The sequence below is a fragment of the Mesorhizobium temperatum genome, assembly GCF_002284575.1.
GTDB lineage: Bacteria > Pseudomonadota > Alphaproteobacteria > Rhizobiales > Rhizobiaceae > Mesorhizobium > Mesorhizobium temperatum.
This window is the reverse complement of sequence record NZ_NPKJ01000006.1, coordinates 1-24,475: the sequence shown is the minus strand read 5'-3', so window position 1 is coordinate 24,475 and position 24,475 is coordinate 1. Positions and strand designations below refer to the sequence as shown.

Annotated in this window: 19 protein-coding genes and 1 pseudogene; 16 read left to right on the top strand and 4 right to left on the bottom strand. The window is 60.3% G+C overall.

Going from position 1 to position 24,475, the window contains the following annotated elements; translation table 11 throughout:
• Positions 1-102: 102 nt before the first annotated feature.
• The 9 genes and pseudogenes from CIT26_RS01335 to CIT26_RS01295 all read left to right on the top strand — a co-directional run.
• Positions 103-225, top strand: a pseudogene (locus CIT26_RS01335) (bifunctional Delta(1)-pyrroline-2-carboxylate/Delta(1)-piperideine-2-carboxylate reductase); the annotation flags it as partial.
• Between the two features lie 178 nt (positions 226-403).
• Positions 404-1,192 carry a WecB/TagA/CpsF family glycosyltransferase gene (locus CIT26_RS01330; RefSeq protein WP_095490924.1) on the top strand — a complete coding sequence of 263 codons (789 nt, stop codon included), beginning with the start codon at positions 404-406 and terminating at the stop codon, positions 1,190-1,192.
• A gap of 163 nt (positions 1,193-1,355) precedes the next feature.
• Entirely contained in the window at positions 1,356-2,675 is a 1,320-nt protein-coding gene (locus CIT26_RS01325; protein ID WP_095490895.1) for an oligosaccharide flippase family protein, read from the top strand.
• Between the two features lie 10 nt (positions 2,676-2,685).
• Positions 2,686-4,452 (top strand): Wzz/FepE/Etk N-terminal domain-containing protein, encoded by a 1,767-nt coding sequence (locus CIT26_RS01320; RefSeq protein WP_167391235.1) that lies wholly within the window; start codon positions 2,686-2,688, stop codon positions 4,450-4,452.
• Complete coding sequence (locus CIT26_RS01315; RefSeq protein ID WP_095490893.1) at positions 4,449-5,759, top strand: O-antigen ligase family protein; 1,311 nt, start codon at positions 4,449-4,451, stop codon at positions 5,757-5,759. Before CIT26_RS01320 ends, CIT26_RS01315 begins: the two co-directional genes overlap by 4 nt.
• A gap of 306 nt (positions 5,760-6,065) precedes the next feature.
• Positions 6,066-7,361, top strand: coding sequence for a polysaccharide biosynthesis/export family protein (locus CIT26_RS01310; RefSeq protein WP_095490892.1), 1,296 nt, complete (start codon positions 6,066-6,068; stop codon positions 7,359-7,361).
• A 22-nt stretch (positions 7,362-7,383) separates the two neighbouring features.
• Entirely contained in the window at positions 7,384-8,565 is a 1,182-nt protein-coding gene (locus tag CIT26_RS01305; protein WP_095490891.1) for a glycosyltransferase family 4 protein, read from the top strand.
• A gap of 292 nt (positions 8,566-8,857) precedes the next feature.
• Entirely contained in the window at positions 8,858-10,015 is a 1,158-nt protein-coding gene (locus CIT26_RS01300) for a glycosyltransferase family 4 protein (RefSeq protein WP_167391234.1), read from the top strand.
• Entirely contained in the window at positions 10,012-10,416 is a 405-nt protein-coding gene (locus tag CIT26_RS01295; protein WP_095490889.1) for a recombinase family protein, read from the top strand. The genes CIT26_RS01300 and CIT26_RS01295 overlap by 4 nt, the downstream gene beginning before the upstream one ends.
• Before the next feature lie 37 nt (positions 10,417-10,453).
• On the opposite strand, the gene CIT26_RS01290 is transcribed toward CIT26_RS01295, so the two are convergent.
• Complete coding sequence (locus CIT26_RS01290; RefSeq protein ID WP_143747746.1) at positions 10,454-11,545, bottom strand: right-handed parallel beta-helix repeat-containing protein; 1,092 nt, start codon at positions 11,543-11,545, stop codon at positions 10,454-10,456.
• A 341-nt stretch (positions 11,546-11,886) separates the two neighbouring features.
• Between CIT26_RS01290 and CIT26_RS01280 the strand changes: the two genes are divergently transcribed.
• The 6 genes from CIT26_RS01280 (at position 11,887) to CIT26_RS01255 (ending at position 19,627) form a co-directional block, all read left to right on the top strand.
• Positions 11,887-13,545: a GMC family oxidoreductase gene (locus tag CIT26_RS01280; protein ID WP_095490886.1), complete on the top strand. Its 1,659-nt coding sequence runs from the start codon at positions 11,887-11,889 to the stop codon at positions 13,543-13,545.
• A 34-nt stretch (positions 13,546-13,579) separates the two neighbouring features.
• On the top strand, positions 13,580-14,740 hold the full coding sequence (locus tag CIT26_RS01275) for a glycosyltransferase (RefSeq protein ID WP_095490885.1): 1,161 nt from the start codon (positions 13,580-13,582) through the stop codon (positions 14,738-14,740).
• A gap of 445 nt (positions 14,741-15,185) precedes the next feature.
• The gene (locus tag CIT26_RS01270; protein ID WP_095490884.1) at positions 15,186-16,631 is read left to right on the top strand and encodes an exopolysaccharide biosynthesis polyprenyl glycosylphosphotransferase; all 1,446 of its coding nucleotides are present in this window, start codon (positions 15,186-15,188) and stop codon (positions 16,629-16,631) included.
• 453 nt (positions 16,632-17,084) lie between these two features.
• Entirely contained in the window at positions 17,085-18,257 is a 1,173-nt protein-coding gene (locus CIT26_RS01265; RefSeq protein ID WP_095490883.1) for a PqqD family peptide modification chaperone, read from the top strand.
• On the top strand, positions 18,254-19,255 hold the full coding sequence (locus tag CIT26_RS01260) for a nucleotidyltransferase family protein (protein ID WP_095490882.1): 1,002 nt from the start codon (positions 18,254-18,256) through the stop codon (positions 19,253-19,255). Before CIT26_RS01265 ends, CIT26_RS01260 begins: the two co-directional genes overlap by 4 nt.
• Positions 19,256-19,387: 132 nt before the next feature.
• Complete coding sequence (locus CIT26_RS01255; protein ID WP_143747745.1) at positions 19,388-19,627, top strand: hypothetical protein; 240 nt, start codon at positions 19,388-19,390, stop codon at positions 19,625-19,627.
• Between the two features lie 201 nt (positions 19,628-19,828).
• Here the strand turns inward: CIT26_RS01255 and CIT26_RS01250 are convergent, their stop codons facing one another.
• The 3 genes from CIT26_RS01250 to CIT26_RS01240 all read right to left on the bottom strand — a co-directional run bounded on the left by CIT26_RS01250 (position 19,829) and on the right by CIT26_RS01240 (position 24,241).
• Positions 19,829-21,082: an HlyD family type I secretion periplasmic adaptor subunit gene (locus CIT26_RS01250; RefSeq protein ID WP_095490881.1), complete on the bottom strand. Its 1,254-nt coding sequence runs from the start codon at positions 21,080-21,082 to the stop codon at positions 19,829-19,831.
• 271 nt (positions 21,083-21,353) lie between these two features.
• Positions 21,354-23,147 (bottom strand): type I secretion system permease/ATPase, encoded by a 1,794-nt coding sequence (locus CIT26_RS01245; RefSeq protein ID WP_095490880.1) that lies wholly within the window; start codon positions 23,145-23,147, stop codon positions 21,354-21,356.
• Positions 23,148-23,365: 218 nt separating this feature from the next.
• A complete protein-coding gene (locus tag CIT26_RS01240; RefSeq protein ID WP_167391233.1) occupies positions 23,366-24,241 on the bottom strand; it encodes a right-handed parallel beta-helix repeat-containing protein in 876 nt (291 codons plus the stop codon).
• Between CIT26_RS01240 and CIT26_RS36340 the strand changes: the two genes are divergently transcribed.
• Positions 24,222-24,475, top strand: a 254-nt coding sequence (locus CIT26_RS36340) for a hypothetical protein (protein WP_167391232.1), incomplete at its 3' end; no start/stop codon positions are given. The two genes, CIT26_RS01240 and CIT26_RS36340, sit on opposite strands and share 20 nt — an antisense overlap.

Below are 24,475 nucleotides of genomic sequence, written 5' to 3'. Positions count from 1 at the left end.
GCACTTCGAGTTCAATTGCTATTCCGATGCTATTCCGAACGGGAAGCCGGCGGGCGGCGCTCATCGGAGGTACTTAAAAGGATATCCCTTGTTCTCTCCGTTGCGGCCGGCACGTCGGCAGGCGGCCACATCGGCGTCAAGATCGTCACGGTGTCGCCCGACAACAATGCCGTAGGCAAACCCGCGGTGATGGGGCTTTACCTCCTGCTCGACGGCCCGACGGGCTGCGCATTTCATGCGCTCTTTCGGCACCACGGAGAGAACAAGGGATATTCCTTTTAAGTACCTCCGGTGAGCGCGCCGCCCGCCAGCTTCCCGTTCGGAATAGCAATTGAACTCGAAGTGCTCGCACGCTGTGATGATGGCTCACCTGTTGCAGCAATCGAGCAATCGAGGGTGTGGCATGACAGAGCTCGCGATCGATCAGGGACAGTTGCGCGAGCAAGTGCTTGGGGTAGCCGTGCACGCCCTGGGCTTGGCGCAGGCAGTCAACTGCGTCTTCGACTGGGCCCTACGGCGGGAGAGCCGAACGGTTTTCCTGTGCAATGTCCACAGTGTCGTCACCGCCCGCCGCAATCGCGCCCATGCCGAAGCGATGGATAGCGCCGACCTTGTCGCGCCGGATGGAGCGCCGGTGGCCTGGATGCTGAGGCGGCAGGGACACGCGGATCAGCCGCGCATCAGCGGACCGGACCTGATGTGGATTTGTTGCCGGAGGGCATCGGAACTCGGCACGGCAATGTTCCTGTACGGCGGCAGCCCGGGCACCCTCCAGCGTCTCGGACGGTGCATTCGAACCGAGTTTGCCGGCATAAACATCGTGGGCTCTTACTCACCTCCGCGCCGCCCTCTGTCGGCCGAGGAAGATGAGGCAGTGGTCAGAATGATCAATCAGTCCGGTGCGAGGATCGTGTGGGTGGGGCTCGGATGTCCCAAGCAGGAAAGCTGGATGCAGGCGCATCGCGGCCGGATCAATGCGGTCATGTTGGGGGTAGGAGCAGCTTTCGATTTCCACGCCGGAGACGTCAAGCGGGCGCCGCAATGGATGCAGAAGAGCGGGCTGGAATGGCTGCACCGGCTCTTCCAGGATCCCCGCCGCCTGGCGAGCAGGTATCTCGTGACGAACAGCCTGTTCATCCTGGCTTTGCTGCAGGCGTTGCTGCTTCCCGGGCGCAGACTTCGTGACGGTTAGAGGGAGGCGGAACCAGTGAACACGCTCGGACCGCCGTATTGCTGATCTGCGCCAACTCCTTCACGGGCGGCTGTTCTTCGGCGCTGCTGCTGGGAGGCGGCGCTGCCCATATCTGGACGGTGTGGTTTGCATTGCCTCGACAGGCACCTGACTGGAGGCTACCATGACTCTGAGCAAACAGGCCGCCAGTCTGGCTGTCCTGCATGTCACCGACGTCCTGCAGCCGCTGATCATCTTGCCCTATGCCGGGCGTGTCCTCGGACCCATGAGTTTCGGGCAGTACGCGTATGCGCTCGCCATCGGACAACTCTTTGCCTCCGTCGTGGCCTATGGATTTCATTGGACCGCGCAGCGCAGGGTTGCTTCCCTTCGATACGAGCCGGCGGCGATCGCGTCACTCGTTGCTCAGGTCACGGCCACCAAGGCAGTGCTGTTCGTTGCCGTATGCCTGGTTGGCCTTGTGCTGGCCGGCGACGTCCTGGCGCTCAGTAGGCCGACATTCCTGTGCGCGATGCTCTCGGCCGCCGGCGGCATTATTTTTCCGGCCTGGCTCTTCGTCGGCCTGGAACGCGCCTGGCAGGCGGCCGTCGCGGTGGTTGTTGCTCGCGTTCTGGCGCTCGTCTGCTTCGTCGCCATGGTCGCATCACCTGACCAGGTCACGCTCGCCGTTGCCATCCAGAGCGCAGTTCCCGTCGTCAGTGGCGTCATCTGCTTACCTTTCATCCTTCCGATTGGGTTCGGCGGCTTCAGGTCCGTGACACTTTCGACGATTGGAATGCAGCTGCGCGATGGCTGGAGGGGTTGCCTCTTCTTAGCCGTGGAGACTGCCCTCTTCACCCTCCCTGTCGCCCTTGTCGGGCATTTCGAAGGTTATGTCGCAGCCGGACAATATTCTGTCGCCGAAAAATTCCTATTAGCCGCGCGGGTATTTTTCAAGTTGCTCATGGATACCTTCATACCGAGGGTTTCATACTACGCTCATGTCGACCCTGCTGCCGGGATACGACTGATAAGGAGATCACTATTCACCGTAGTAGGCGGAACGGCGATGAGTATTGGAATGTTCTTTGTTGCTCCATATGTAATATTGATCCTCTTCGGAGATGAATTTTCAGGGGCGATACCTATCGTGCGCGCAATGGCAATTATACCATTGCTGATGAACATAAATACATTCACAGCAAATATATTCATGTTTAGTTACGGCTATGAAAATGAATGGGCCGTCCTTAACGTATCCGGTCTGCTAGTATTCCTGGTGGCCACATATTTTTTGTCTTTCGTCATGGCGGAGCAAGCCATTGTTTATGCGCTGGTGGCGAAGGACGTCGTCGTGCTGGTGGTTTCAGCCGGCTTCTTCCTCATTGGCGGAGCGGCCGTCCTTCGCACGGCGGCGGCTTGCGACCCAGGCCGGGTGCGAGGATATCTGCCGGCGTCCCAATCCGCGCCGTTGGAGCACGAGGCCGATCGTTTCCGGTCGTAGGGGAGTCTGTATGTTCGCCACTGATCACTTTGTCGTTCAGCCGTCCGGGTCGCCTCACCAGCCGATCCCCCCCAAGGATCGCGACGAGCTGACCGCGAAAGACATCTTGAGATTTGTTCGAAGCAGTTGGCGCCTTTGCCTCCTCTGGATGGTTGTGAGCCTTGGTGTCGGCGGCGCATATGCGGTCCTTTCGCCTGGATATTACACCGCCTATGCGACGATCCTCCTTTCATCTCCGCCCGCTTCGCAACCGGGCGAAGCTGAGGCAGATGAGCGGGTCTATGTAGAGAGCCAGATACAGGTCATTCAGTCGGACGAGGTCGTCGGACGCGTTGTTGACCACACTGGCTTAGCGGAAGACGAAGAGTTTGTGATGGATGACAGCTTGCGCGCGCGGATCTCCAGCTATGTGCGGAGCCAATTGGCGTCTCTCTTCGGCACCGAGCTGCCGACGGCGGAGCCAAATATTCGGCATGAGGCGATGGTCCTTGTGAGGCGCGCGTTTTCCGTTCATCAGCTGGGTTCCTCCCGCGCCGTCGAGATCGGGGTCACCTCTTCCGATCCTCAGTTCTCGGCCATGCTCGCGAACGCGATCGCCGGCGGTTACATCGGAAGTCAGCGCGAACGCCGGCAGGCGGCTCGCGCGGAAGAAACATCTGATCTGCACAAGCGGCTGGCGGAACTTCGGGAAAAGGCTTTTGTGACCGAACCACTGAAGAAACTCCCATCAGACCCTGAATCTGCGGAGAGGGCAAGAGTCCTTTTCCGCGAGCAGCAGAGCGCGGCCGAGGTTTATCGCTCGCTTTACAATGCCCTTCTGCAGCGGACCCACTCCGATTTCAGCGCCTCGTCGCTGATCCCGAGCGCAAGGGTTATCACGGCGGCCGAACCGCCTCGCCGACGCAGTTGGCCGCCAACGGTCCTGATGGTAGCGCTCTCCGTTATGGCCGGTGGGGTTGCCGGCGTTGGTCATGCATTGATCAGGCAAGCAATGAACCACCGCCTGATGACGGTCGAGGATGTGCACAGGTCGACCGGCCTTGATCGGATTGTAGGGATCCCCAGAATTCCCCGCCGCAGGTGGAATGTCGTGGGGCCATGCGGGCAGTCTTTGCAGCCCGTCTACTCAAAGGACGCTCCCGAGCTTCACAGCTCGCTGAGCAAGATTGCCACCCGGATGCGCGGAGTTCAGGGCCAAGTGAGCAAGATTGCCACCCGGATGCGCGGAGTTCAGGGCCGCCAAGGCGGATTTGTAATCGGCGTTGCTTCACCCCTCGGCAAGTCCGGAAGCTCCACGGTGGCGGTTCATCTCGCAAGGGTCATTGCGGCGACCGGGCAAAAGACACTGCTCGTTGATGCCAATTGGCAAAAGCCATCAATGGACCAGCCAATGCTGAACACGGAGCCAGGTCGCAAGCTCGCCAGGGCGTTTGCCACCATTCCCGCGGATCAGGAAGGGCTGGAAGTTCTGGTTCTCAGGCCCACGGGGTCAATCTCCGACTTGAATGCCTCGCTCTCCATCTCCGCTGCACTCCAGCATCTGCAGCAAGAATACAGTTGTATAGTAGTTGATTTCCACAGCACCGACCGCACCGCTGATCTGGAAGCGGCCATGGGCGTCATCAGCGAGGTCCTCCTGGTGCTGAAGGCACGCCGCACTTTCGCGGACCACCTCGAGGGAATCCTGCGCATCATCCCTGCAGAGAAACTCTCGGCAGTAATTTTGACCAGGATCAACCGTGCGGCTTTCAGTCCTAACCGGGAATACAGGCCATGACCTCGTCAGCGACATTGTCACGCAGGAAGGGTTCAGAGCCGGTCGACCTCGTTTGCAGCCATTCCCCTGACGTGCTCGACTACACCCTCTTTCTCTCCGGCATTTGGCTGGCCTGCGCCCTCGCAATATCCCTGCGCCTGCTTGGCCCTTTCTTCATAGTGATCCCGGTCGGTGTCTGTCTGGCCTATGCCGTGCTGCGGCAGACGGTGCCGCCTCGTCTGCTGGCGGTCTACACTGCCTTCTGCCTCTTCATTGCCCTGCTGTCCAGATACGGGCTGATGCCGGATTCCTGGCAGGTTCACTTCCTTCAAGAAGCAGTCACAAGGCAAATCGTCCCGATTGTAGGATTCTTCGCCGTCGCATGGGCATCCAAGGCCTATTTCCGCCGCAGGCTGATGAGCGGCAATGCCTTTTTTGGTGCACCCGTTTTCCTGTTCCTGTCTCTCGTTGTCGCTCCGGCGGTGATGTTTCAGCAGGACGTGCAATATCAGGGCGCATCTCCGCAAGCCACGATACCGATTCTTTATGGTTCGCTGATCAATAACATGGTCATTGCCGCGTTTTTCATTGCAGGCGGTATTTTTCTGACGAACGACTGGCGCCGATACGGCGGCATTTTGCTCTTATTGGGAATAGCCCTCGCCAGCCCGTTGGCTCAGTTCAAGGTGCTCGCGGTCACGATGATCGTCATTCTAATTGGCGTGCCCGGCCGGTTGATGGCCGCAGCTCTGGCGACCGCACTGACTTCGGCCTATGCCGTCGGGCTGAACTTCATACCTCAAACCTTTGCTCTGGACCCGAACTCCGGGATCCGACTCGCGTTCATTTCGGACGCACTCGCATCCCTTGCTGATACATACGGATTTGGCATCGGATTTGGGAAGGAATCGGTCCGATGGCGATATGAGTTTCCCGGGTTCGAGGATATTACCTTTCTTCCCGACACCAGGAATATTACGCATGCCAAAATGCTTGAGATACTCTCGACAGGAATTCACAATTCGTTCTTTCAAGCCATATTGCGGACGGGGGTCATTGGTTTCATTTTGATCGTGTCTGCCATTTTGGTGGCCTTCCCGCCAAATCGACTGCCACGCGGTGTTCGCAATCATGCGTCCACAGTCTTCATCACGATTTTCCTCGCCATGTTCGTCAATCCAGTCCTGGAGAGCCCTCTACAGATTGTGGGAATTGGTTTCTCATACGGCTATTTGATTGCACTTCGCGCCAGCGTTCCGGCCTTGGCTGTGGAGCCCCCTCCAGTTGAACCGGGTCGAACGCAGCATTGCGCTTGTTCATACATCTGACCGAACATGGATGCGGCCCACCCGACATCGGCGGGCTATCGGTCCGGTAGAAGGGGATCGCGTTGTACCGATTTTGGCGCGGCAGGAGCAGGAGAGCCGTCCGCTGATGTGCCCGTTCGTGCGGCGGCGCCGTGCCGCTTCCATGAGGAGTGCCTCGAAAGAGCCAGCGAGCCAGCCATTTTGCCTCGGCCTCGGCTATGCCTCCTCTGGTAGCATAGGGCCATCCACTGCGCAGGTTCGCCCGCGCCGGAGAAACCCGTGCTAAGTCGCCCGTAGAGATACGGGGGCAACCCGTTGGGGGAACCCATGAAGCTGTTGAGATCCTTGTTGTCGGCGCTGTCGATGACCATGGCTTCGACCCGCCTCGCTTCATTCGCTGGCGCCATCGCTCTGATTCCGACAGCGGCACTTGCCGACTACACGCTACAGCCCGGAGATACGCTGGAAGTATCGGTCCCTGGTATTCCGGATTTCAGGCAGCGATTGCTGATCGGAGTGGACGGCGAGGTGAACTTGACGCTGGTTGGAGCGGTTCAAGTCAGCGGCCTTTCCATTCAACAAGCGCAGGAAATAATCGCTGGCAGTCTCGCCAGCAAGCAGTATCGGCAGGGGACCGCGGACGGGCGTGAAATAACGCACCTGATCCAGATCGACCAGGTCTTCGTTTCGCTTGCCGAATACCGGCCCATCTATGTTTATGGTGATGTGGCCAGGCCGGGAGAGTACATCTTCCGGCCGGGTATGACCGTCCGACAGGCTGTGGCGGTTGCGGGTGGCTACAGCGCTGCCCAGGTTCGCATCGCCAATCCGCTCATGGAAGCGGCCGATTTCCGTTCCGAGTACAAAGCCCTATGGGCGCAATTCGCAACGGAACAGGCTCGCATTTGGCGCCTTCGCACCGAACTCGGCGAAGAAGTCGAACATGTCGAGAACGTGCCGGTGCCTGAGGCGCTCGCCGAACGATTGAAGCAAACGGCAACAGCGCATATCGAAGCTCGTCTGTCAGACAGTGAAAAGGACAAGGAGCTTCTGCGACGTGCTGTCGAGGAGACTAACCTGCAACTGGGGCTCCTGTCTGAAAAGAAGAAGAAGGACGAAGAGGGAAGCCAGGCCGACGCCGACGATTACCAGAGCGTCAGGACGCTGTTTCAGAAGGGCCTGGCGCCGACCACGCGCCTATCTGAAGCCCGTCGAGCGGTGCTTATGTCATCAACCCAACTGCTCGATACGATCGTCCAGGCATCGAACATCGAGCGCCAGCGCGGCGAATATGTCAGACAGATGAACAAGATCGACAGTGAACGACAAATCGCGGCCTTGGGAGAGCTACAGGAGGCCTATATGAATCTGGCCCAGATCTCGGCGCGTCTTGAGGGTACCGCGCAGAAGCTGGCGCTTACAGGTCAAGCGCAATCCACCTTGCTGACAGCCGCGGGTCGGCCCGAGGTAACAGTCCATAGAAAGCGAGAGCAGGGCGCCGAGACGCTCCCCGGCAGCGAAGATCTCGGGCTTGCGCCCGGCGACGTTGTGGAGGTCGTTTTGCCAAAGGTCGACTTTTCCGGAGCCGTCGCGTCGCCACGGGCGTCCGGGATGCCGAATTGAGATTCGGACGGGGCGGACTGCGATGCGCGTCTTAATGGTTCATAATTTCTACCAGATAAGGGCCGGAGAGGACAGCGTGGTTCGGGAGGAGCTCGCGTGCCTCAAGCAGAATGGGGTCGACGTCGAGCTGTTCTCCGCCACGAATGACGATATCGTGCCGGTCGCGCGGAAGATTTCTACCGCCCTGGGGGTTGTCTACAACCCTCATTCACGGCGGGCCCTGTCCCGAAAATTGGCGGAATTTTCACCGGATGTCGTCCATATCCACAATTTCTTTCCTCTCCTGAGCCCCTCCATCCTGGATGCGTGCCGCGAGGCCGGCGTGCCATCAGTAATGACCTTGCACAATTTCAGGATTCTCTGTCCCAGCGCCTTGCTTTATCCCGATGAGAGGCTTCGGGAGCGAAGTCTCCGCCACGCCTGCTGGTGGACTGTTCCGAAGAAGGTCTACAGGAATTCCCTGGCGGGCACGCTCGCCCTTGCCGCAATGGTCGAGTTTCACAAGAGAGCCGGCACTTGGTCCCGCAAGGTCGACCGCTTCATTGCCCTTACCGACTGGGCCAGGCGCAAGCTTGTGGAAGGCGGCCTGCCGGCCGAACGCATCGTCGTCAAGCCGAACGCGGTTGCGAGGCCGCCGATCTTCGGTGACCTTCGTCGCAATGGAGGGCTGTTCGTCGGACGACTGGATGAGCACCACAAGGGAGTGGCCACGCTGCTCGAGGCGTGGAAGGAGATCGATTATCCGCTGCGGATCATCGGCGACGGGCCGTTGGCTCCGCTCGTCGAGCAATCTGCGGGCGAGCGCGTGGAATATCTCGGGCGTCAGTCGCGCGAGACGGTGCTGAAGGAGATGCAGGCTGCAGCATTCCTGCTCTTTCCGTCGAAAGGGTATGAATTGTTTCCCATGACCGTCATCGAGGCCTTCGCAAGCCGGCTGCCGGTCATCTGCTCGGAGCTGCCGTGGATCAAAGGAGTTGTGGAGCCAGACGTCACCGGCCTTGTCGTTCCTGTCGGCAATGCCGGCGCGTTGGCCGATCAGGTGCGCTGGGCGCTTTCAAACCGATCTGCCTTGGAGGAAGTGGCAGGCCGGGCCTATGCCGCCTATCAGGAGCAGTACACGCCCGAAGCAAACTTCAATCGGCTGATGGCCATCTATGAACCCCTGGTCAGGCGCCCGATGCGGGCCTTCGCGGCGGTGTCGTGAGGTGGGCCGGAACATGCGCCGGCAGGAACCGACCAGGGCTGCCCATAGGGCAGACCAAGCTTCACGCGTCAACGAGCGCAGTGCGGGCCGGGGTACTCCCCATTTTTCGTTTATCGATTGCCCCGAGGATCGATCCTGCCGCCTCGCATACTTCGGAGAGGTCCTCTTTTGCTTCCATTGCTGAAACACGGTGCCACGGGAGGCTGCGGCCGCCCGCAGGCACCTATTGTGACGGTTTGATCGAATGCGCATTGTCTTGACCCGGCGCGAACCTTTGGATTCACCTGATGGTGTGAGCATCTTCATTGTGGCACTTGCCCAGGCGTTGCTCGAACTGGGGCACCAGGTGCAGATCGTGGTCGGCACCTTCGAAAGCCCCGCAAAATTTCAGCGACTTCTTTCGCCTCGCCTCGAGTTGCCGATAATCGGATTGAGCCGCACGCCTTTGACCGGACCGGCCTCAGTCGCGGCATGGCTGCGGGCGATCGGTATCATCAATCGGTTCCGGCCGGACCTTGTCATCCACAGCGAGACGGTGCCGCTACCGCTGCGCGGCACGATCGTCCAGATCGTTCACGATCTCGAGAGGCGGAAAGGGGCGCTTGCGGCAGCATGGCGAGCCATTCGACGCGCGAGCATGCGGCGCTGCCACTACGTCGTCGCCTCCACGACCGAGCTTCAGGAGGAACTGGTGCGAGATCTTGGGCTGCCAAGGGACCAAATCCTGAAAATTCCCAAATGCATCGATCGCCAGTCATATGCGTCTCGTGGGCTGGCAGAGCGCGAGCGGGCAATCCTCCATGCCGGCACCTCGCCCTACAAGGTGCCGGAGGCGACGATCCGGGCATTCGGCGCCCTCAACGACCCTTCCGTACGGCTCTACGTGACGGGTGACATCACAAGACCGGTGCGGGAGGCGGTCGATGCTCTTCCTGAACCGATAAGGCGGCACGTAGTCCTTCTCGGCATGGCAGAGGGAGCACGCGTTCGCGAGCTACACAGCCGCGTTCGCGTCGCCGCTTTCCCCACGCGCTATACGGTTCCTGTCGCCTCAGCAACGGTGATGGAGGCGATCGCCAGCGGCACACCCATCGTCGGGACTTCAAGGCTCAGCCGGGATCTGCTCGCGGATGGCGTGAATGGGGCAGTGGTCGAACCACAGCCCGAGGCGATGGCCGCAACGCTAAAGGCGGTGCTGGACGATGATGACCTTTGGTCGCGTTTGTCGGCGGGTGCCCGCGAGAGGGTTAGACAGTTCGATGCTCACAGTGTCGCAAAGCAATATCTGGAGCTCGCGAACCCCTCCGGATTGCGGTCCAACATCGGAATCTCCGTAAAGGGGGAGGAAGACAAAGGGACTGACGAACCGCGGCTCGCAGATCGTCAGCGGCTTGTCGGGCCCCTTGCATCCCATTCCCTGAAGGCTTCTTACGGTTGGGCAAGGCGATGATCATCGGCTACTGTCGTATCAACACCTTCGAACCCGCTGCCAGGCTGGAGGCGCAAAAGCTTTATCTTGCCCGCTTGGGAGCCGAGAACTTCTTCTGCGAGAAGACTAGCATATTCGGTTCGACGCCGGAGCTGGAGAGGGCGATCGCATGTGCCAGGAAAGGAGACGTGATTGCGGTCACGAAGCCGTACCGTGTTGCGCGCACAACCCGCGAAGTGCTGGCGCTCATCGAAAGGCTTGGCACCAAGGATGTCGGTCTTCGCATCGTCGACACACCTATCGATACGAGCACGACGACGGGACGCATGGTTCTTGCATCAGCGCCTCTCTGGACGCTTGGGATGTCCCCGTCGCGGTCAATGCTGTCAGACCTGCTTCTCTTTTGGCGTCGTCGTCGGTAGGGCCTCGTCGGATTCGACGCACCAGCGCACTCTCTGCTCACTGCCAGTTGAAGGCAAGCCGCAATGGCGGTCTGGGATCAAATACCTTGCGCTCGATGGACCAACCGGCATGCACGGCCGCCCTTTGCCAGATGATGTTGCGGGGATTGGCGAGCGCGTAGACGCAGCAGTCCCTAACACTGTGCTTTTCAGCGCCTTCTGATATCCGGGTATGGAACGACAGGCCGTTGGATGTCGGGGCGTCCCTGCCGTCCCGTGGCCCATTGTAGGTGTCCCGGCTCCGGCAGCGATTGAACGAGCAACCGCCACTGCCGACCTTACCCTGCGGAACGGCCGAGAAGGCGCCGTTGCCCTGTTGAACGGCATCGACGTCATCGACCCGGCAATTGAAGCTTCCCTCCAACATGACGCCAGCGCCCGTGGGGCTGTTGTTGTAGAAGACGAGTCCACGTCGAATTGTACAGCGATCCGAGTGAAAGGCGGAAATATTGTCCTCGGTCCAGGAGGTCGGACCGTTCTCGGCCGAGAATTCTTCCAGGCTCGTATCCGGAGAGCGGTTGAACTGCACATTCTGTCCACGGGGGAACGGCCCGCGCGCGTCGTGGAGTTCGAGGAAGCTCATCTGGGTGCCCGGACAGTCGACGACATAGATATTGGAGGAGCCGCGGGACGCCTTGACACGGATGATGATCGCATCGGGGCAGCTTTCCAGCTCTATGTTGTTGCGGTTCTGGCTTGGTCCGGTCCCCGAGGGGGGAACGCCGACATGATCGATCTCGAGATCCTGCAAGCGTATTCCGGCGGCTCCCCAGGCGTATATCCCGCTGCCCATGGCATGACGAATGCGGCAGCTGCGGACGATGACGCCCCGATGGAGTGCCGTGATCCCGTTGTCATGGGGGGCATAAATGTCAAGATTTTCAATGATCTGCCCATCCGCACGTGTGAGCACGGGTCCGCTTGGACGCAGAAAGGAGACGGCACCCCCGAACCATTTACCGCCCGATCCCCCCTGGGCCGGATGCACCGCTGCACCGACGACACCCGAGGCAGGCAGCGCCAGCAGCCCGGCAAGGAGACGGCGCCGGTTAAGGCGCGGGAATTCAAGAGACTGCCGGCCGCGCGACATGGAATCTATCAGCCCGCCCAGTTCGGGTGCTAAACGTCGACTCGGCTTGTGCGGAGACGTCGAGGTGGCCAACGAGATGCAGATAAACCCAACCTCTCGGCAAGGCGGCTTCTTCGGCTAAGTTGTCGTCAGGCATTCCCATTTCCCCTGTGCGCCAGCGGCGCAGGTTCCCCAAGAATGCACATCGGCGGCAGGCTTATGCCTGCACAGCACTCCGCACACCATCTCTCCATTCCGCCCGCCGCGAAAGCCCTTCATAAGGCTTAATTCCGATGGGCAAAGTGCCATCTGCCGGATTCCCTGCCATTCTCTGAAGCTGGCAATAAGGGGAGCGCGAGGCGATGTCGGTTGAAGCGGACGTCTTTGACTATGTGATCGTCGGAGCCGGGGCGGGAGGCTGCGTCTTGGCCAATCGTCTGGCGGCTGACGGGACCAATACGGTCTGCCTGCTCGAGGCGGGGCCGGCCGACAGCAGCATCCTTCTGCACATTCCGGCGGGACTCTACAAGACATCCTCGAATCCGAAATATGCCTGGCAGTTCGAAACGGAGCCTAGTCCGGGGACGGCCAACCGTTCTATTCCGATGTCGCAGGGCAAGACACTAGGCGGTTCGACCGCAATCAACGGCATGAACTACAACCGCGGCGCGGCTGCGGACTACGACGAGTGGGCCCTCCAGGGCAATCGAGGCTGGGGCTACGCCGACGTGCTGCCCTATTTCAAGAGAACCGAGCGGAGGCTTGGGGCATGCGATCCCTTCTACCGCGGGACGGACGGACTGCTTCCAGTTACAGACTGCGATTGGCGACATCCACTATGTGATGCATTCATCGAGGCCGCGCTCAATGCCGGTATCCCGCGTAATCCCGACTACAATGCAGCAAGCCAGGCCGGCGTTGGCTACTATCAGCGCTATATCGACAACGGATGGCGCGTGAGCGCAGCGCGGGCTTTCCTACGGCCGATCGCCAGAAAGAAGAACTTGGACGTCCGCACGAACGCGCAGGCCACTGCCGTCCTGTTCGAGGGAATGCGTGCCATCGGCGTTCGATATGCACGAGGAGGGCCGGGTCATCCCACGAGCTGTGTGAAGGCCCGTCGGGAGGTGATCCTCTCCGCTGGCGCGGCGAACTCACCAAAGCTGCTGCAGCTGTCAGGCGTCGGTGCTGCGAGTATGCTCTCCGGCCTTGGAATTCCGGTCGTGCACGAATTGCCCGGTGTCGGTGCAAATGTTCAGGACCATTACATGGTCCACCTGATCGCCCGGGTGGAGGGCATCGAAACGGTCAGCGGACACGGCGTCGCCCTCCTGCGCGAGGCAGCGAAATGGATGTTGGGCCGCCCGAACTTTCTCGCCGTGAGCCCGTCGCTCGTCTACGGGTTCGCCAACTCGCGGGATCTTCACTCCACCCCCGATATCCAGCTTGACCTTGCCCTGGGCAATTATACCGATCACGGCGCGCGGCGGTTTCCGGTCATCAAGCTTGGCTACTATCAGTTGCGGCCGAAGAGCATCGGACATGTTCGGGCGGTCTCGGCAGATCCGTTTCAAGCTCCGCTCATCCAGCCCAACTATCTCGCCGATGATCAGGACCGACAGGTCGTTATCAACGGCATGAAGACTGTCCAGCAGCTGTTTCGGGCCCCCGAGCTCAGGCGCTACAACTGCACGGAAGAGCTTCCCGGCCCGAAAATAACCGACGACGCCGACCGGCTGCAGTTTGCCCGCGAAATCGGGCTGACCGCCTACCATTTGTGCGGATCGTGCCGGATGGGCCCATCCGACAGTGTTGAATCTGCCGTGGACCACCAGTTGCGGGTCCACGGCCTCAAGGGCCTGCGGGTCGTTGATGCTTCCATCATGCCCTCCGTTCCCTCGGCCAACACTTCGGCCGCTGTCTTTATGATCGCGGAAAAGGCAGCAGACATGATCCTGGGTCGGCAACCCCTCCCGGCACTGGAGCACCATGCGCCGGGCCAACCTGCGGCGGCCGAATAGTTGAAAGTCGAACGACAACTGCCGGGAGAATTCCTTGAAGAGACGTACACTGGTTGCCTCTGAATTCAATGCGAAGGACCGGGCTCACTTTGCGTTGGCGTATGAGTTTTGCCGCATCGTTGCCGAATGCGAGGATGCCGATCTGATCGCCCCCGGCATCGACAACTACCTGACGAGACACTTTCACGCCATCTTGCCAAAGCACGACCCTCACAACGTCCAGCGTGACTTCAACAGACTGACGAGCGCGATTCGCAAAGGGCTAGGCTTGAGGAACGCACCAACCATGGAGCATGTTCGGCTCACCCAAGACTATGACCTTTTCTTCTTCGTCGCTTGGAGCCCGCAAAGTCTTGTTGAATTGTCTCGGATCCACGACTGGCGCGGCCGCTGCAAGGTTGCTGTCGCGTATCTGTTCGAACTCTGGTCGAGCACGCTCGAAGAGGACCGCCAATATCTGAAGCTCCTAGACCAGTTCGACCACGTGTTCCTGTTGCACAGCGCGTGCATACCGCGCCTGCCTCAATACACCCGCACGCCCTGTTCCTTTCTTGCCACGGCTGTCGACGGCCTCATTGCAACGCCGTATCTGTCGCCGGTCAAACGCGTGATCGACGTATACTCGATCGGCAACCGAGCCGCGAAGATACACCGGCAGCTTCTGAAGCTGGCCGAAGAGCGGGACTTCTTCTATCTCTACGACACGCTCGCAAGCACAGATTCCCGGGTCAGGGACTGGCATGAGCATCGGTTGCTGCTCGCCAATATCATCAGGCGCACGCGCTACTTCATGGCTTTCAGTCCAGCGGCACTTGCAAACTCCAAGTCCGTCACGGTTGCCGGCGAGCAGGTGCTGCCTGCCCGTTTCTTCGAAGGGGCCGCGGGCGGCGCCGTCATGCTTGGGACCGCGCCGCAATGCGCCGAATTCGGCGAGCACTTTGACTGGCAAGACGCGGTGATCGAGGTATCACCAGACTCGAGCAGTGTCGCAGACGTAATTGGCGAACTCGACGCAAACCCCCGCCGCACAGAATTGTTGCGCCGAACAAACGCGGTCCGTTGCCTAGAGATGCACGATTGGGTTTACCGTTGGGAGCACATCCTTGTCACGATCGGAATGGAGCCGTTCCCGCGACTCCACATTCGCAAGTCCCTGCTGCGACAGATCGCCGCCGATGCGATGGCGCTCGCCTAGACGATCAGGCCCAAAAGTGGGAACCGGTTTCGGGTTCGGTGCTCAAACGGTGCTCAAACAAAGAGGAACAGCGGCAGTTCCGAGCCGGTTGCTTCCGTCGGAGCGTCCGCCGCTCCAGTGCTGCGCGCGAGAGCATTTCATTTCGAGGTACTCCGAAGAGCTAACAGGCGCCGGAAGCGGGCAAGGAAAAGGTCGTGTGTCCGCCGGCTCTGCCCTTTGGGGTTAGAGCTTATGCCGAATTGGATTCGCACAGTGTCGCTGCCATTCTCTCAACTCCAAGAACCGAGTGCTGCCGCAGCCACGGCAATCGAACTTCGCGTGAAGGGGCAATGACCGCAGGCGGCGGATGTAGTCACGCTGGGCATTTTCGGCGGTTTTCAGCCGAGGAGAGGGCGGTCGTCACGACATTGGTGGATGGATGCGGCTTTGAACGCAGGTGAACGTCATGGCACTTCTTCATGAAGACCCCCGTGCGGGCGCCACGTCAAACGCACCGCGGTGGAACGTGCCCCTCAAGGGCAATGTTCTTCTGCAGTCGTTTCCGCTTCTCGAGGCAATGTCCGTCGTGCTGCTCAGCATCGTCTCGGGAAAGGTATATGATCTTGTGAGTTTCGGACATTTCGGCGAGTACGGCCGGAACTTCGGGCTCGGTGTTGTTGTAGCCGCCCTTTTTTCGACTTCCGCATATGCGCGCGGCCTATATCTGAGTTCCGAGCCGCGGTCGCTGGCCTCACAGATCAAGGAGGTCGTGCTGATCTGGACGGCGGTCTTTCTTTGCCTGTCGGTTGTGGCGCTTACACTCAAGGTGGGAGACATGTTTTCGCGCCAAGCCGTTATGCTGTTCTTCGTGACGGGACTTGGCGGCATCATCTTCGTGCGCTTGGGCGCCGGACGACTGTTTGCCTCCTTGACCAGGTCGGACATGCTTGCCAAACCGCAAGTAGTGATCGTAACGCAATCGGACGTGCGCGTGCCAAGTGGCGTAGTCCAGGCAATCGAGGCTTCCGGATGCGACGTCTGCCAAACGATTACATTGCCGGCGGCATCCAGCGAGGGCTCGCTCCTTGAGTGTATGGATAAGCTCATTGAACATGTGCGTCGGCGTTCTGTCGACGAGATAGTCCTTGCTGTCAGTTGGGCTGACATTTCCCTGATTGAGAAAATCACGGCTCACCTTTGCGTGGTTCCGGTACCCGTAAGGCTCCTTCCGGACCACGTCGTTAGCGCGCTCTTGACGCGGCCTGTCGTCAACCTGGGGGGGACGAGGGCGATAGAACTGCAACGCGCGCCCCTAACGACGCCTCAGCTGCTTACGAAGCGGCTCTTCGACCTTGTGCTGACCACTGCCGCCCTTCCATTTCTTCTGCCCCCTCTGGCCGTTGTAGCGGGGCTGATTGCGCTCGAATCCGGGAGGCCGGTGCTCTTCTGTCAGCGTCGGGCCGGGTTCAATGGCCGCACGTTCAAGATCTATAAGTTCCGAACGATGACGATCCTGGAGGACGGGCCTGTTGTCCCTCAAGCCTGCAGGGGCGATCCCCGCGTCACCCGCGTTGGGCGCATATTGAGAAGGTTCAGTATCGACGAGATTCCGCAGCTGTGGAACGTGCTGAAGGGCGACATGTCGTTGATAGGCCCGCGGCCGCACGCGCTGGCGCATGACAGCGAATACAGCCAGATCATTTCTCTCTATCCGGCTCGGCACAAGGTGAAGCCGGGGATCACCGGCTGGGCACAAATAAATGGCTGCCGCGGCGCGACGCCGCATGTATACATGATGATCAAGCGTGTCGAACACGATATGTGGTACGTCAACAACTGGTCGGTCTGGCTCGACGTAAAGATCCTGCTTCTGACCATCCCCCGCATCTGGACGGGGCGAAACGCCTTCTAGCCCAACTTTGCCGGTCCGAGGCCGCTGGAGGCGATTTTGTGTGGCAAGTGATTGATTTGCAAGGAGTGGCGGCTGGCAGACGACCCCATCAATTAACTGCCAAGCGACACCTCACTCGGAAAGAGCGAACCTCTTCTTCGACGCTATCAGTTGAATACCACTTTGGGTGAGGCTCGACACCATGAGATGTGCGGCTCTACTACCAAAGGCGCTGTTACAGAACAGCTGTTACAGAACATCTGAATGCAAGCGATGATCAGTGCGAAACACAGCGACCGCTCAATGCATAACCTGCGACTTCAAGCAAAAGTGGCCGCACGGCAACGGCGTTTGGCAAGGTACCGCTATGGGAGCGGAGAGGAATGCTATAACTCGAGCGATTGACGAAGATCGTGTCTCTCTGGTCGTGAGTTCCACTCGAATCGAACGATCTCCACGCCCAGACAAACGAGGATGACGGCTTCTGTGAGTCCGCAACAAACCCGAACCACTGACCGAACTGCGGGGCCTCCCCTTGTCGAGTATGCTACGGCGAGGTTAGTTCCCCAAGGGCGGCTTGCATGCATCAAAGGGCAAAATATCCTGCTCAGTTCAACGCAGGGGGTAGTTTTTGCGCTCAATGACACTGCGGCTGATATCTGGCGCTCGCTTGAAGAAGGCGTGCCGGTCGAGGCTATCTTGGGCGAGATGGCAGCCCGTGGCGTTGATAGGCAAGAGGCCAATGGCTATGTCGAGGCTGCCCTTCAAGACTGGGAACGGCTCGGCCTAATCCAGCCTGCTCCACCGCCGTGCCCAACCGCAGCTCATCAATATATCTGCCAGGTCGTTGCTGTTCCAGGCGTGTGTGTGCGCATACTGTATCCGGCGGCCGTCGCCTTTCCGGCCGCGACCGTATTTCACCATCTCGAAGTTCGAAACAGGGCCGTCGACGTTCTATTCCATCTGGTTGAGCGTAGGGAGCGGATCCACCTGTTCCGGGATGGCCACTGGACTGATTCCTGTGGTCGAGACGAGATACCCATTATGGTCAAAGGGCAACTGCTGGCCGAAGTGCTTGGGCACAGTGAATATGAACTCGCCCTCCATGCGGCGGCGCTTTTCAAGAACGGCCGCACGCTCCTCCTTTGTGGTAACCCCGGCTCGGGCAAGACGACGCTGACCTTGGCGCTGGTCCACGCGGGGTTTGGCTTCGCGGCAGACGATGTGACACTTCTCGACTCGGCCGGACAGGGTATCGGCCTTGCTTTTGCGCCTGCAGTCAAATCGGGATCATGGTCCATTCTCGGACAATATTTCCCCGAACTCGGCAGGTCTCCGGTTTACCGGCGCCCCGATCGCAGGCGCGTGCGCTTTCTTGTGCCTAAGGATCATGTCCCTCCCGTTCCCCGGCCCGTGGGCTGGGTGGTCTTGCTCTGTCGGACGCAGGATGCCAAACCTTCCCTGCGGGTGATTGACCCGACCGACATCCTGGGTGGCTTGCTGAACGGCGCCTTTGCGCGGAATAAACAGCTAAGCAGCACCGCGTTCGACGTTCTTTGCCAAGTCATCCGATCGGCACAGGGCTTTTGCCTGACCTATGCCAAATTGGATGACGCGTTGGAACTGCTGAAGGCGGCGTGCCGATGAAGCCCACCAGGGATGCGCTCGAGGCCCTGATCGCGGGACTTAGCGGCCGCCTGGTGGTAACGGCCGACTGGCAGGCGGTAATTGCACTCGCCAACCACACTCTGCTTACGCCCGTCTTGTTCGCCACTCTTGCGCACACGGGCCAGCTTGACCGGCTCCCCGAAGACGTGGGCCAGTATCTTCAGTTCATTTACCGCTGCAACCGGGAACGCAATTTGCGCTTGCGCAGGCAGCTGAATGAAGCCGTTGCTGCCCTCAATCAGGGGGGCGTCGTTCCGGTCCTGCTCAAAGGGGCCGTTCCCTTGTTCCTTTCGTCGAGCGGCAGGGTTCCCGACAGGATCATGAGCGATCTCGACTTGGCTGTGGAAACGGCCAAAGAAGGGGCTGCCCGGGCTTGCCTTGCCAAGCTTGGCTATGCCGAAGTGACGGTCGCAGGTGGCATGGCGCGCCCGCAAGACGTCGGTCTCCTGGAACTCCGGCCGTACCGGGAGATTGACCGCGAGTCCCCGAGGCTTGCCCGCCGTCACGGCCTTAGGGCGAAAATCCCCGCCCCACAGTCGCGGGCCCTCCACTGGATCATGCATGATCTCATCAAGGAGGCGGACTACTGGCGCGGAAGGACCGACTTTCGCCACCTTTATGATCTGGCACGGCTGGCGGAACAGCATAAGCTGGATTGGGCGGTGCTCCGAACATCCTTGCCCGACCAGAGCGCGCGGAACGCGTTCGATACTCAACTCCTGGCATTGAGTCACTTCTTTGGCGTCAGAGCACCGGCGCAATATGTGCGGCGCCCATTGGTTCGCTTTCAACACTGGCGGCGTGTCTTCCCCTTGTACCATCCCGTCCTCGGCGTTCCATTGCGCCTGGTCGGCAATTCGCTGTGGGGTATGTGGCGACTCCTACATGGCGATGGCTTGGGCCAACGGAGTCCGCTCGACTTTGGACGCCGCGCCACTAGCATCCTCCTTGACGGCGATCTCGGGTCAAAAGTGTAGTAATACTTAATTTCCTGAATTGTATCTTGATGGCGCTTTGTCTTCACGAGTCGCATATGATAGATTGTGTGGTTAGAGGTGTTATTCTCAGCCTTTGGTTAGAGTTGTTATTCTCAGCTTGGAGTACGTTTGATGAAGAGCGGGAAATATTCCAAAGGAAAGACAGATAAACTTGTCCCGGAAGAACAGGCACGTCGTGAATTTCTAAAGAATGCCGGGCGTTTTGCTGTTGTAACACCTCCATCCATTGCTCTGTTGCTTGGCACGAGCTTGAACTCGCAAGCTATTGCCGCATCGCATGGCGCACGTCCCGGACATGGATGGGGCAGCAAGAAACGCTTCCACTCTGGTCCTCCTGGCCGCAAGCCTTAGAGGTCGTTCTGGCCGATCATAGATGACGCGTAGTCCGGAACGCCTAAGTCGGTTGGAGGCGGCCGTGGAAACGGAAGCGCGCTTCGCCCGATCTTTGCCCCAGCGGTCATCGATCCCCCATATTGCCACGTCTCTGCGGTCTACCCTGACCCCGTCTAAGGAAGGGGTCGACCGCAGGCATGCCAGCAGCCCGGCAAAGGCTCAGTTTTCGCGCATGCCGAGACGGAACGCGTCCGTCAGAGGTTGCGTCAAGTAGGACAGCACGGTCCGCTCGCCGGTAGCAACGATCACCTCCGCCGGCATGCCGGGCCTAAGTTTCTCGCGGACCTGTTCGGGGAACTGAGAGACCTGCACGGAAACTTTCAACTCGTAGTAGGGCTCACGCGTCACTTCGTCATGGAGCGCGTCCGCGGCAACGGTCTGCACCTCGCCGATCGCGACCGGCGTCGAGCGAGCCTTGAACGAAGGCAGTCGGATCTCGGCAGGAAGGCCCTCGGCAACATTGTTGATGTCGACCGGCGACATCTTCGCCGAGACGATCAGAGTGTCGTCATCAGGGACGATCTCCATCAAGGTTTCGCCGGGGCGAACCACGGCTCCTATCGTGTGTACCTTAAAGCCGACAACGCGCCCGGACCGCGGTGCGCGTATTTCGGTGCGGTTGAGCACGTCATCTGCAACGTGCAGCTTTTCGCCGGCGTCGGCGAGCTTGGCACTGGTCTCGGCAAACTGTGCCGAGACCTCTTCGATGGCCTCGCGCCCGACTTGCTCGATCTGGAGTCGCGCCTCGCCGATAGTGTGGCGCTCGCCCGCTATTCCGGCAAGGAAGGCACCAAGCTGACCTTGGAGATCGGCCCGCTGCCGTTTGAGCGCGGTCAGCCGCGTGCCCAGAATGATGCCTTTATGGGCTAAGGGCGCCAGCATGTCGTGCTCTTCTGTGATACTCTCGATCTGCAAACGGACAGCCTCGCTTTGGGATTGCACGGCCTCGATCTTCCGTTCGGACTGGGCGATGCGCTCCTGCAAAATGGGAACTTCGTTCGTACGGGCCAAGCGGCGCTTGTTGAACAGTCGCAACTGGTCTTCCATCGCGCGCTGGGCCAGGGGGGCGCTCCCTAGCGTGAGTTCGCGCGGGAAAGTGACCATTTCGGCTCCGTCCAGTTCCGCCTGCAGCCGTGCCTGCTCGGCAAGCAGCGAGAAGACGGCGGACCTCGCGATTTCGCCCTGCGCCTGCGCCTCGGTGAGATCAAGGCGCACGAGCACCTGACCCTCGGTCACATGTGCGTTGGGCGAGACGAGAATGTCACGCACGATACCGCCCGCAAGGTGCTGAACCGCCTTGCGGTCGGTTTCGACCACAACTGTACCCGAAGCGACCACCGCGCTGTCGAGGCTGGCCAGAGAGGCCCACCCGCCGAGGATGCCGAAGGTCAGCACGACGATGCCAAAGCCCATCCGCGCGGGCTTGCGCCAGTCGCCGGAGAGGTTTGCGTGCGCCGGCTTGTGGTCTGGGCCGGCAAAATCTAACGGCGCGAAAATCTGCGGGAAGCTAGCTCGAGTCACCCGTCCTGCACGCAAGAGCGCGGAAAGTGTCGGCCCCACAGCGCTTGTACAAGCGGAGGCAGGGGTCGAGCGGGCCGTCCGCGTCGGGAGCCCGCGAACGCGTGCTATGACTGCAGTCCTTTTCGAGGTGTCAGGCATCATCATCATCATTGGTCTCGACTCGTTATGCATCGACCCGTGTCCGGCGGAGGAGAGAGTGCGCTGGATCTGACGCCGGCGGTCCGGCGCGCCCTCCATCCCAGACGGGCCGCCGCGGTGCCGGCGCTACGTTCGGGCCGACGAGCGACGGCAGCAACTGGTCACGACTGCCCATCTGCGCTATTCGTCCTTCCTGCATGATGATCATTCGATCCACCGCCGACAGGAGGTTCGGCCTGTGGGTCACGATCACAACGGTCTTTCCGTCTCTCCGCAACCCTTCGATGGCCCGGATCAGTGCGCGATTGCCATCGCTGTCCAAATTGGCATCAGGCTCATCGAGCACGACGAAGCTCGGCTTGCCAAACAGGGCGCGCGCGAGACCGACCCGCTGCCGCTGCCCACCCGACAGTCCGACTCCATCCTCCCCGATGTCGGTCATATACCCGTTGGGGAGGCGCTGGATCATCTCGTGCGCAGAGGCGTGTGTTGCCGCCTCGGTCACCTGCGCATCGGCCGCGTCCGCTCGGAAGCGCGCAATGTTGTCGCGCACGCAACCGGAGAACAGCTCGATATCCTGGGGCAGGTAGCCGAGCGCGGTGCCGAGTTGGTCCGGATCGTAATGGCGCAAATCGTTGCCATCGAGTCGCACGCATCCTTGCGCCGGCGGCCACGCACCCACAAGCGCACGCGCGAGCGAGGATTTGCCCGAGCCCGATGACCCGACGAGGGCGACGACCTCTCCCGCCTTCAGCGTGAACGTCGCGCCCATGACGACCGGCGTGTTCGTACCGGGGGCGAGGACGAAAAGGTTCTCGACGGAAACCGTACCCCTGACGTCAGGCAGACGCACGCGTCCGGCAATGGGCGGGTTCTCCTCGAATATGCGTTCCAGGCGCGCATGGGCGCTGCGCGCGGACACGATACTTTTCCATTGCGCCACCATGATCTCAATCGGGGCAAGCGCCCGACCCATGATAAGCGACGCCGCAAACAGGACGCCCCCGGAGATTTCCTGGTTAATAGCCAGGTACGCACCGACGCCCATCATGGCTGTTTGAATGGCCATGCGCAGAAACTTGGACAACGCAAGAAGGGTGCCGCCGCGCTCGCCCGCGCTGACGGAGTAACCTAGCGCTTCCTCGCGGATTCCGGTGCACCATGACCGGATAGCGGGCCCCATCCCGAGCCCCCGAATTGCCTCTGCATTGCGCAGCGAGGAGCCCAGCCTGTCGATCGCGCGAGTGTTCGTGAGCGAGGCTCGCAAGAGCAAGCCCTTCGTCGCTCGCTCATTTACGAGTGCGATCGTCACTATCGCCACCGCGCCGACGAGGGCCACAAGGCCGATCAATGGGTGAAGTAGGAAGCAGATCACGATGTAGATCGGAGCCCAGGGCGCGTCCATCAGCGCCATGATGACGCCGCCCGAAAGAATGTCGCGCATGAGGTCGAGATCGCGCAGGGTCTGTGCATGATTCGATCCGCGGGCACGCAGCGCCGAGGAAAGCGCCGCCTCGAAGGCGGGACCGGACAAGAGCCGGTCGAACCGCACGCCAGCCTGCTGGAGGATACGAGCCCGATAATGTTCGAGGGCCCCATAGGTCATCAGCAACACGCCCACGATCACCGAAATAATGACGAGCGTGACGGCATTACGGCTCGTTAGGACGCGATCAAAAATTTGCATCGTGTAGAGCGGAGACACGAACATGAGAAGATTGATGAAGAGCGAGAGCCCGCCGGCCGCGCAGAGGCCCGGACGGATCTCGCGCAAGGCCACCGCCAGCGGCGAGGGCACGTGCAAGGAGGAATTTGTCATCTATTATCCGAATCCAGTGAAGCGGTCGCGGGCGCTCTAACCCTGGCCATCTTCAGGTCTCTGTTCACGAGGGAGGAAGGCGGCAGGGCAGGGCGAGGTCTCATGCAAAAATCCCCCGACGGAACCACCCGCCGAGTTGGTCCGAGCGCGAGCCCTGCCCCATCTCACCGTGCTGAAGTGGGGCGCAACCGACTGCTGCAGCCGGTTGCGCCGCCCGTTTAGACTGCGTAGTCCCAGGCGAACTGGTTATCGACGTGTGCCATTGGGGTGGCGGCGGCATCCTCGTGCACGTCTGCTACGACCGCCTTTGACTTGTCCCAAATGATGTTGTTGGGATTGCCAGGGTTGGTGTAGCTCGAGTTCAGGACGCTGACCCCGCCGGAGCTGACATTCCAGATCAGTCCATTCGACGAGGAAAGCCCGCGGCCTTGATCCTCATTGATACCGTCGAACGACCTCGTGTCATCGAAGGTCACATCGCTCGCGTAGGACGAGAACGCGCCATTGCCCTGATGGATGGCGTCAACGTTCTGCACCCTGCCGCCGGTCGATCCGTTCTCGAACATGACGCCGACGCCGGTCACGGAGTTGTTACCGTCGATCACCCCGTTAGAGATCGTCGTATTCGGGCTGGCATAGACCGAGACGATGTCCTCAGGATGCGAGTTGGCGGCGTCGTTGACGGCATAGAAGTCGGTCAGCGAACTATTGCCCGAGTTGTTGAACTGGACGAACTGACCGCGCGGCATGGGGCCATGGAAGTCGTAGCCATCGACGTGCGAAAGATCCGCGCCGGGCGAGTTCAGGAGATAGATGCCAGTCGAGCCTTCCCGCACCGTGGTGTTATGAACGGTCAGGTTCGAGGCGTTTTCTGCATTGATGTTGTTGACGTTCGGGCTCGTCTCGGGGTCGATTCCCGCCGGCGGGTCGGCGTTGATGACCTCGGTGTTCTCGATCGTGACGCCGTTTGCGCCCGATACCATCACCCCGTCGCCTTCGACGTGATGAATACGACAATTGCGCAGGATGACATTGTCGTGCGTAATCGTGACCGCGTCCCCGTTGGTGACGTAGATGTCAAGATTTTCAATCACCTGGCCATCGTACTCCGATTGGATCGGTGTGGTGGTGTGGGTAAGACCCTGCGCCGGCTGCGTGGACGCCGTCGACGCGGAAGGGGTGGAAGTGGGAGCCTCGGTCGTCACGGTCGAGGCCGGGCTCGACGCGGCTGTCTCCGTCGACGTGGAAGCCGTGGATGCCGTCGACGCGGAAGCGGTGGAAGTGGGAGCCTCGGTCGTCACGGTCGAGGTCGGGCTCGACGCGGCTGT

What these genes read in the sequence shown, in the direction of transcription:
- CIT26_RS01330 (WP_095490924.1), top strand. Translation starts at nt 404, where the DNA reads ATGACAGAGCTCGCGATCGATCAGGGACAGTTGCGCGAGCAAGTGCTT.
- CIT26_RS01325 (WP_095490895.1), top strand. Translation starts at nt 1,356, where the DNA reads ATGACTCTGAGCAAACAGGCCGCCAGTCTGGCTGTCCTGCATGTCACC.
- CIT26_RS01320 (WP_167391235.1), top strand. Translation starts at nt 2,686, where the DNA reads ATGTTCGCCACTGATCACTTTGTCGTTCAGCCGTCCGGGTCGCCTCAC.
- CIT26_RS01315 (WP_095490893.1), top strand. Translation starts at nt 4,449, where the DNA reads ATGACCTCGTCAGCGACATTGTCACGCAGGAAGGGTTCAGAGCCGGTC.
- CIT26_RS01310 (WP_095490892.1), top strand. Translation starts at nt 6,066, where the DNA reads ATGAAGCTGTTGAGATCCTTGTTGTCGGCGCTGTCGATGACCATGGCT.
- CIT26_RS01305 (WP_095490891.1), top strand. Translation starts at nt 7,384, where the DNA reads ATGCGCGTCTTAATGGTTCATAATTTCTACCAGATAAGGGCCGGAGAG.
- CIT26_RS01295 (WP_095490889.1), top strand. Translation starts at nt 10,012, where the DNA reads ATGATCATCGGCTACTGTCGTATCAACACCTTCGAACCCGCTGCCAGG.
- CIT26_RS01290 (WP_143747746.1), bottom strand. Translation starts at nt 11,545, where the DNA reads ATGTCGCGCGGCCGGCAGTCTCTTGAATTCCCGCGCCTTAACCGGCGC.
- CIT26_RS01280 (WP_095490886.1), top strand. Translation starts at nt 11,887, where the DNA reads ATGTCGGTTGAAGCGGACGTCTTTGACTATGTGATCGTCGGAGCCGGG.
- CIT26_RS01270 (WP_095490884.1), top strand. Translation starts at nt 15,186, where the DNA reads ATGGCACTTCTTCATGAAGACCCCCGTGCGGGCGCCACGTCAAACGCA.
- CIT26_RS01265 (WP_095490883.1), top strand. Translation starts at nt 17,085, where the DNA reads ATGACGGCTTCTGTGAGTCCGCAACAAACCCGAACCACTGACCGAACT.
- CIT26_RS01260 (WP_095490882.1), top strand. Translation starts at nt 18,254, where the DNA reads ATGAAGCCCACCAGGGATGCGCTCGAGGCCCTGATCGCGGGACTTAGC.
- CIT26_RS01255 (WP_143747745.1), top strand. Translation starts at nt 19,388, where the DNA reads ATGAAGAGCGGGAAATATTCCAAAGGAAAGACAGATAAACTTGTCCCG.
- CIT26_RS01250 (WP_095490881.1), bottom strand. Translation starts at nt 21,082, where the DNA reads ATGGGCTTTGGCATCGTCGTGCTGACCTTCGGCATCCTCGGCGGGTGG.
- CIT26_RS01245 (WP_095490880.1), bottom strand. Translation starts at nt 23,147, where the DNA reads ATGACAAATTCCTCCTTGCACGTGCCCTCGCCGCTGGCGGTGGCCTTG.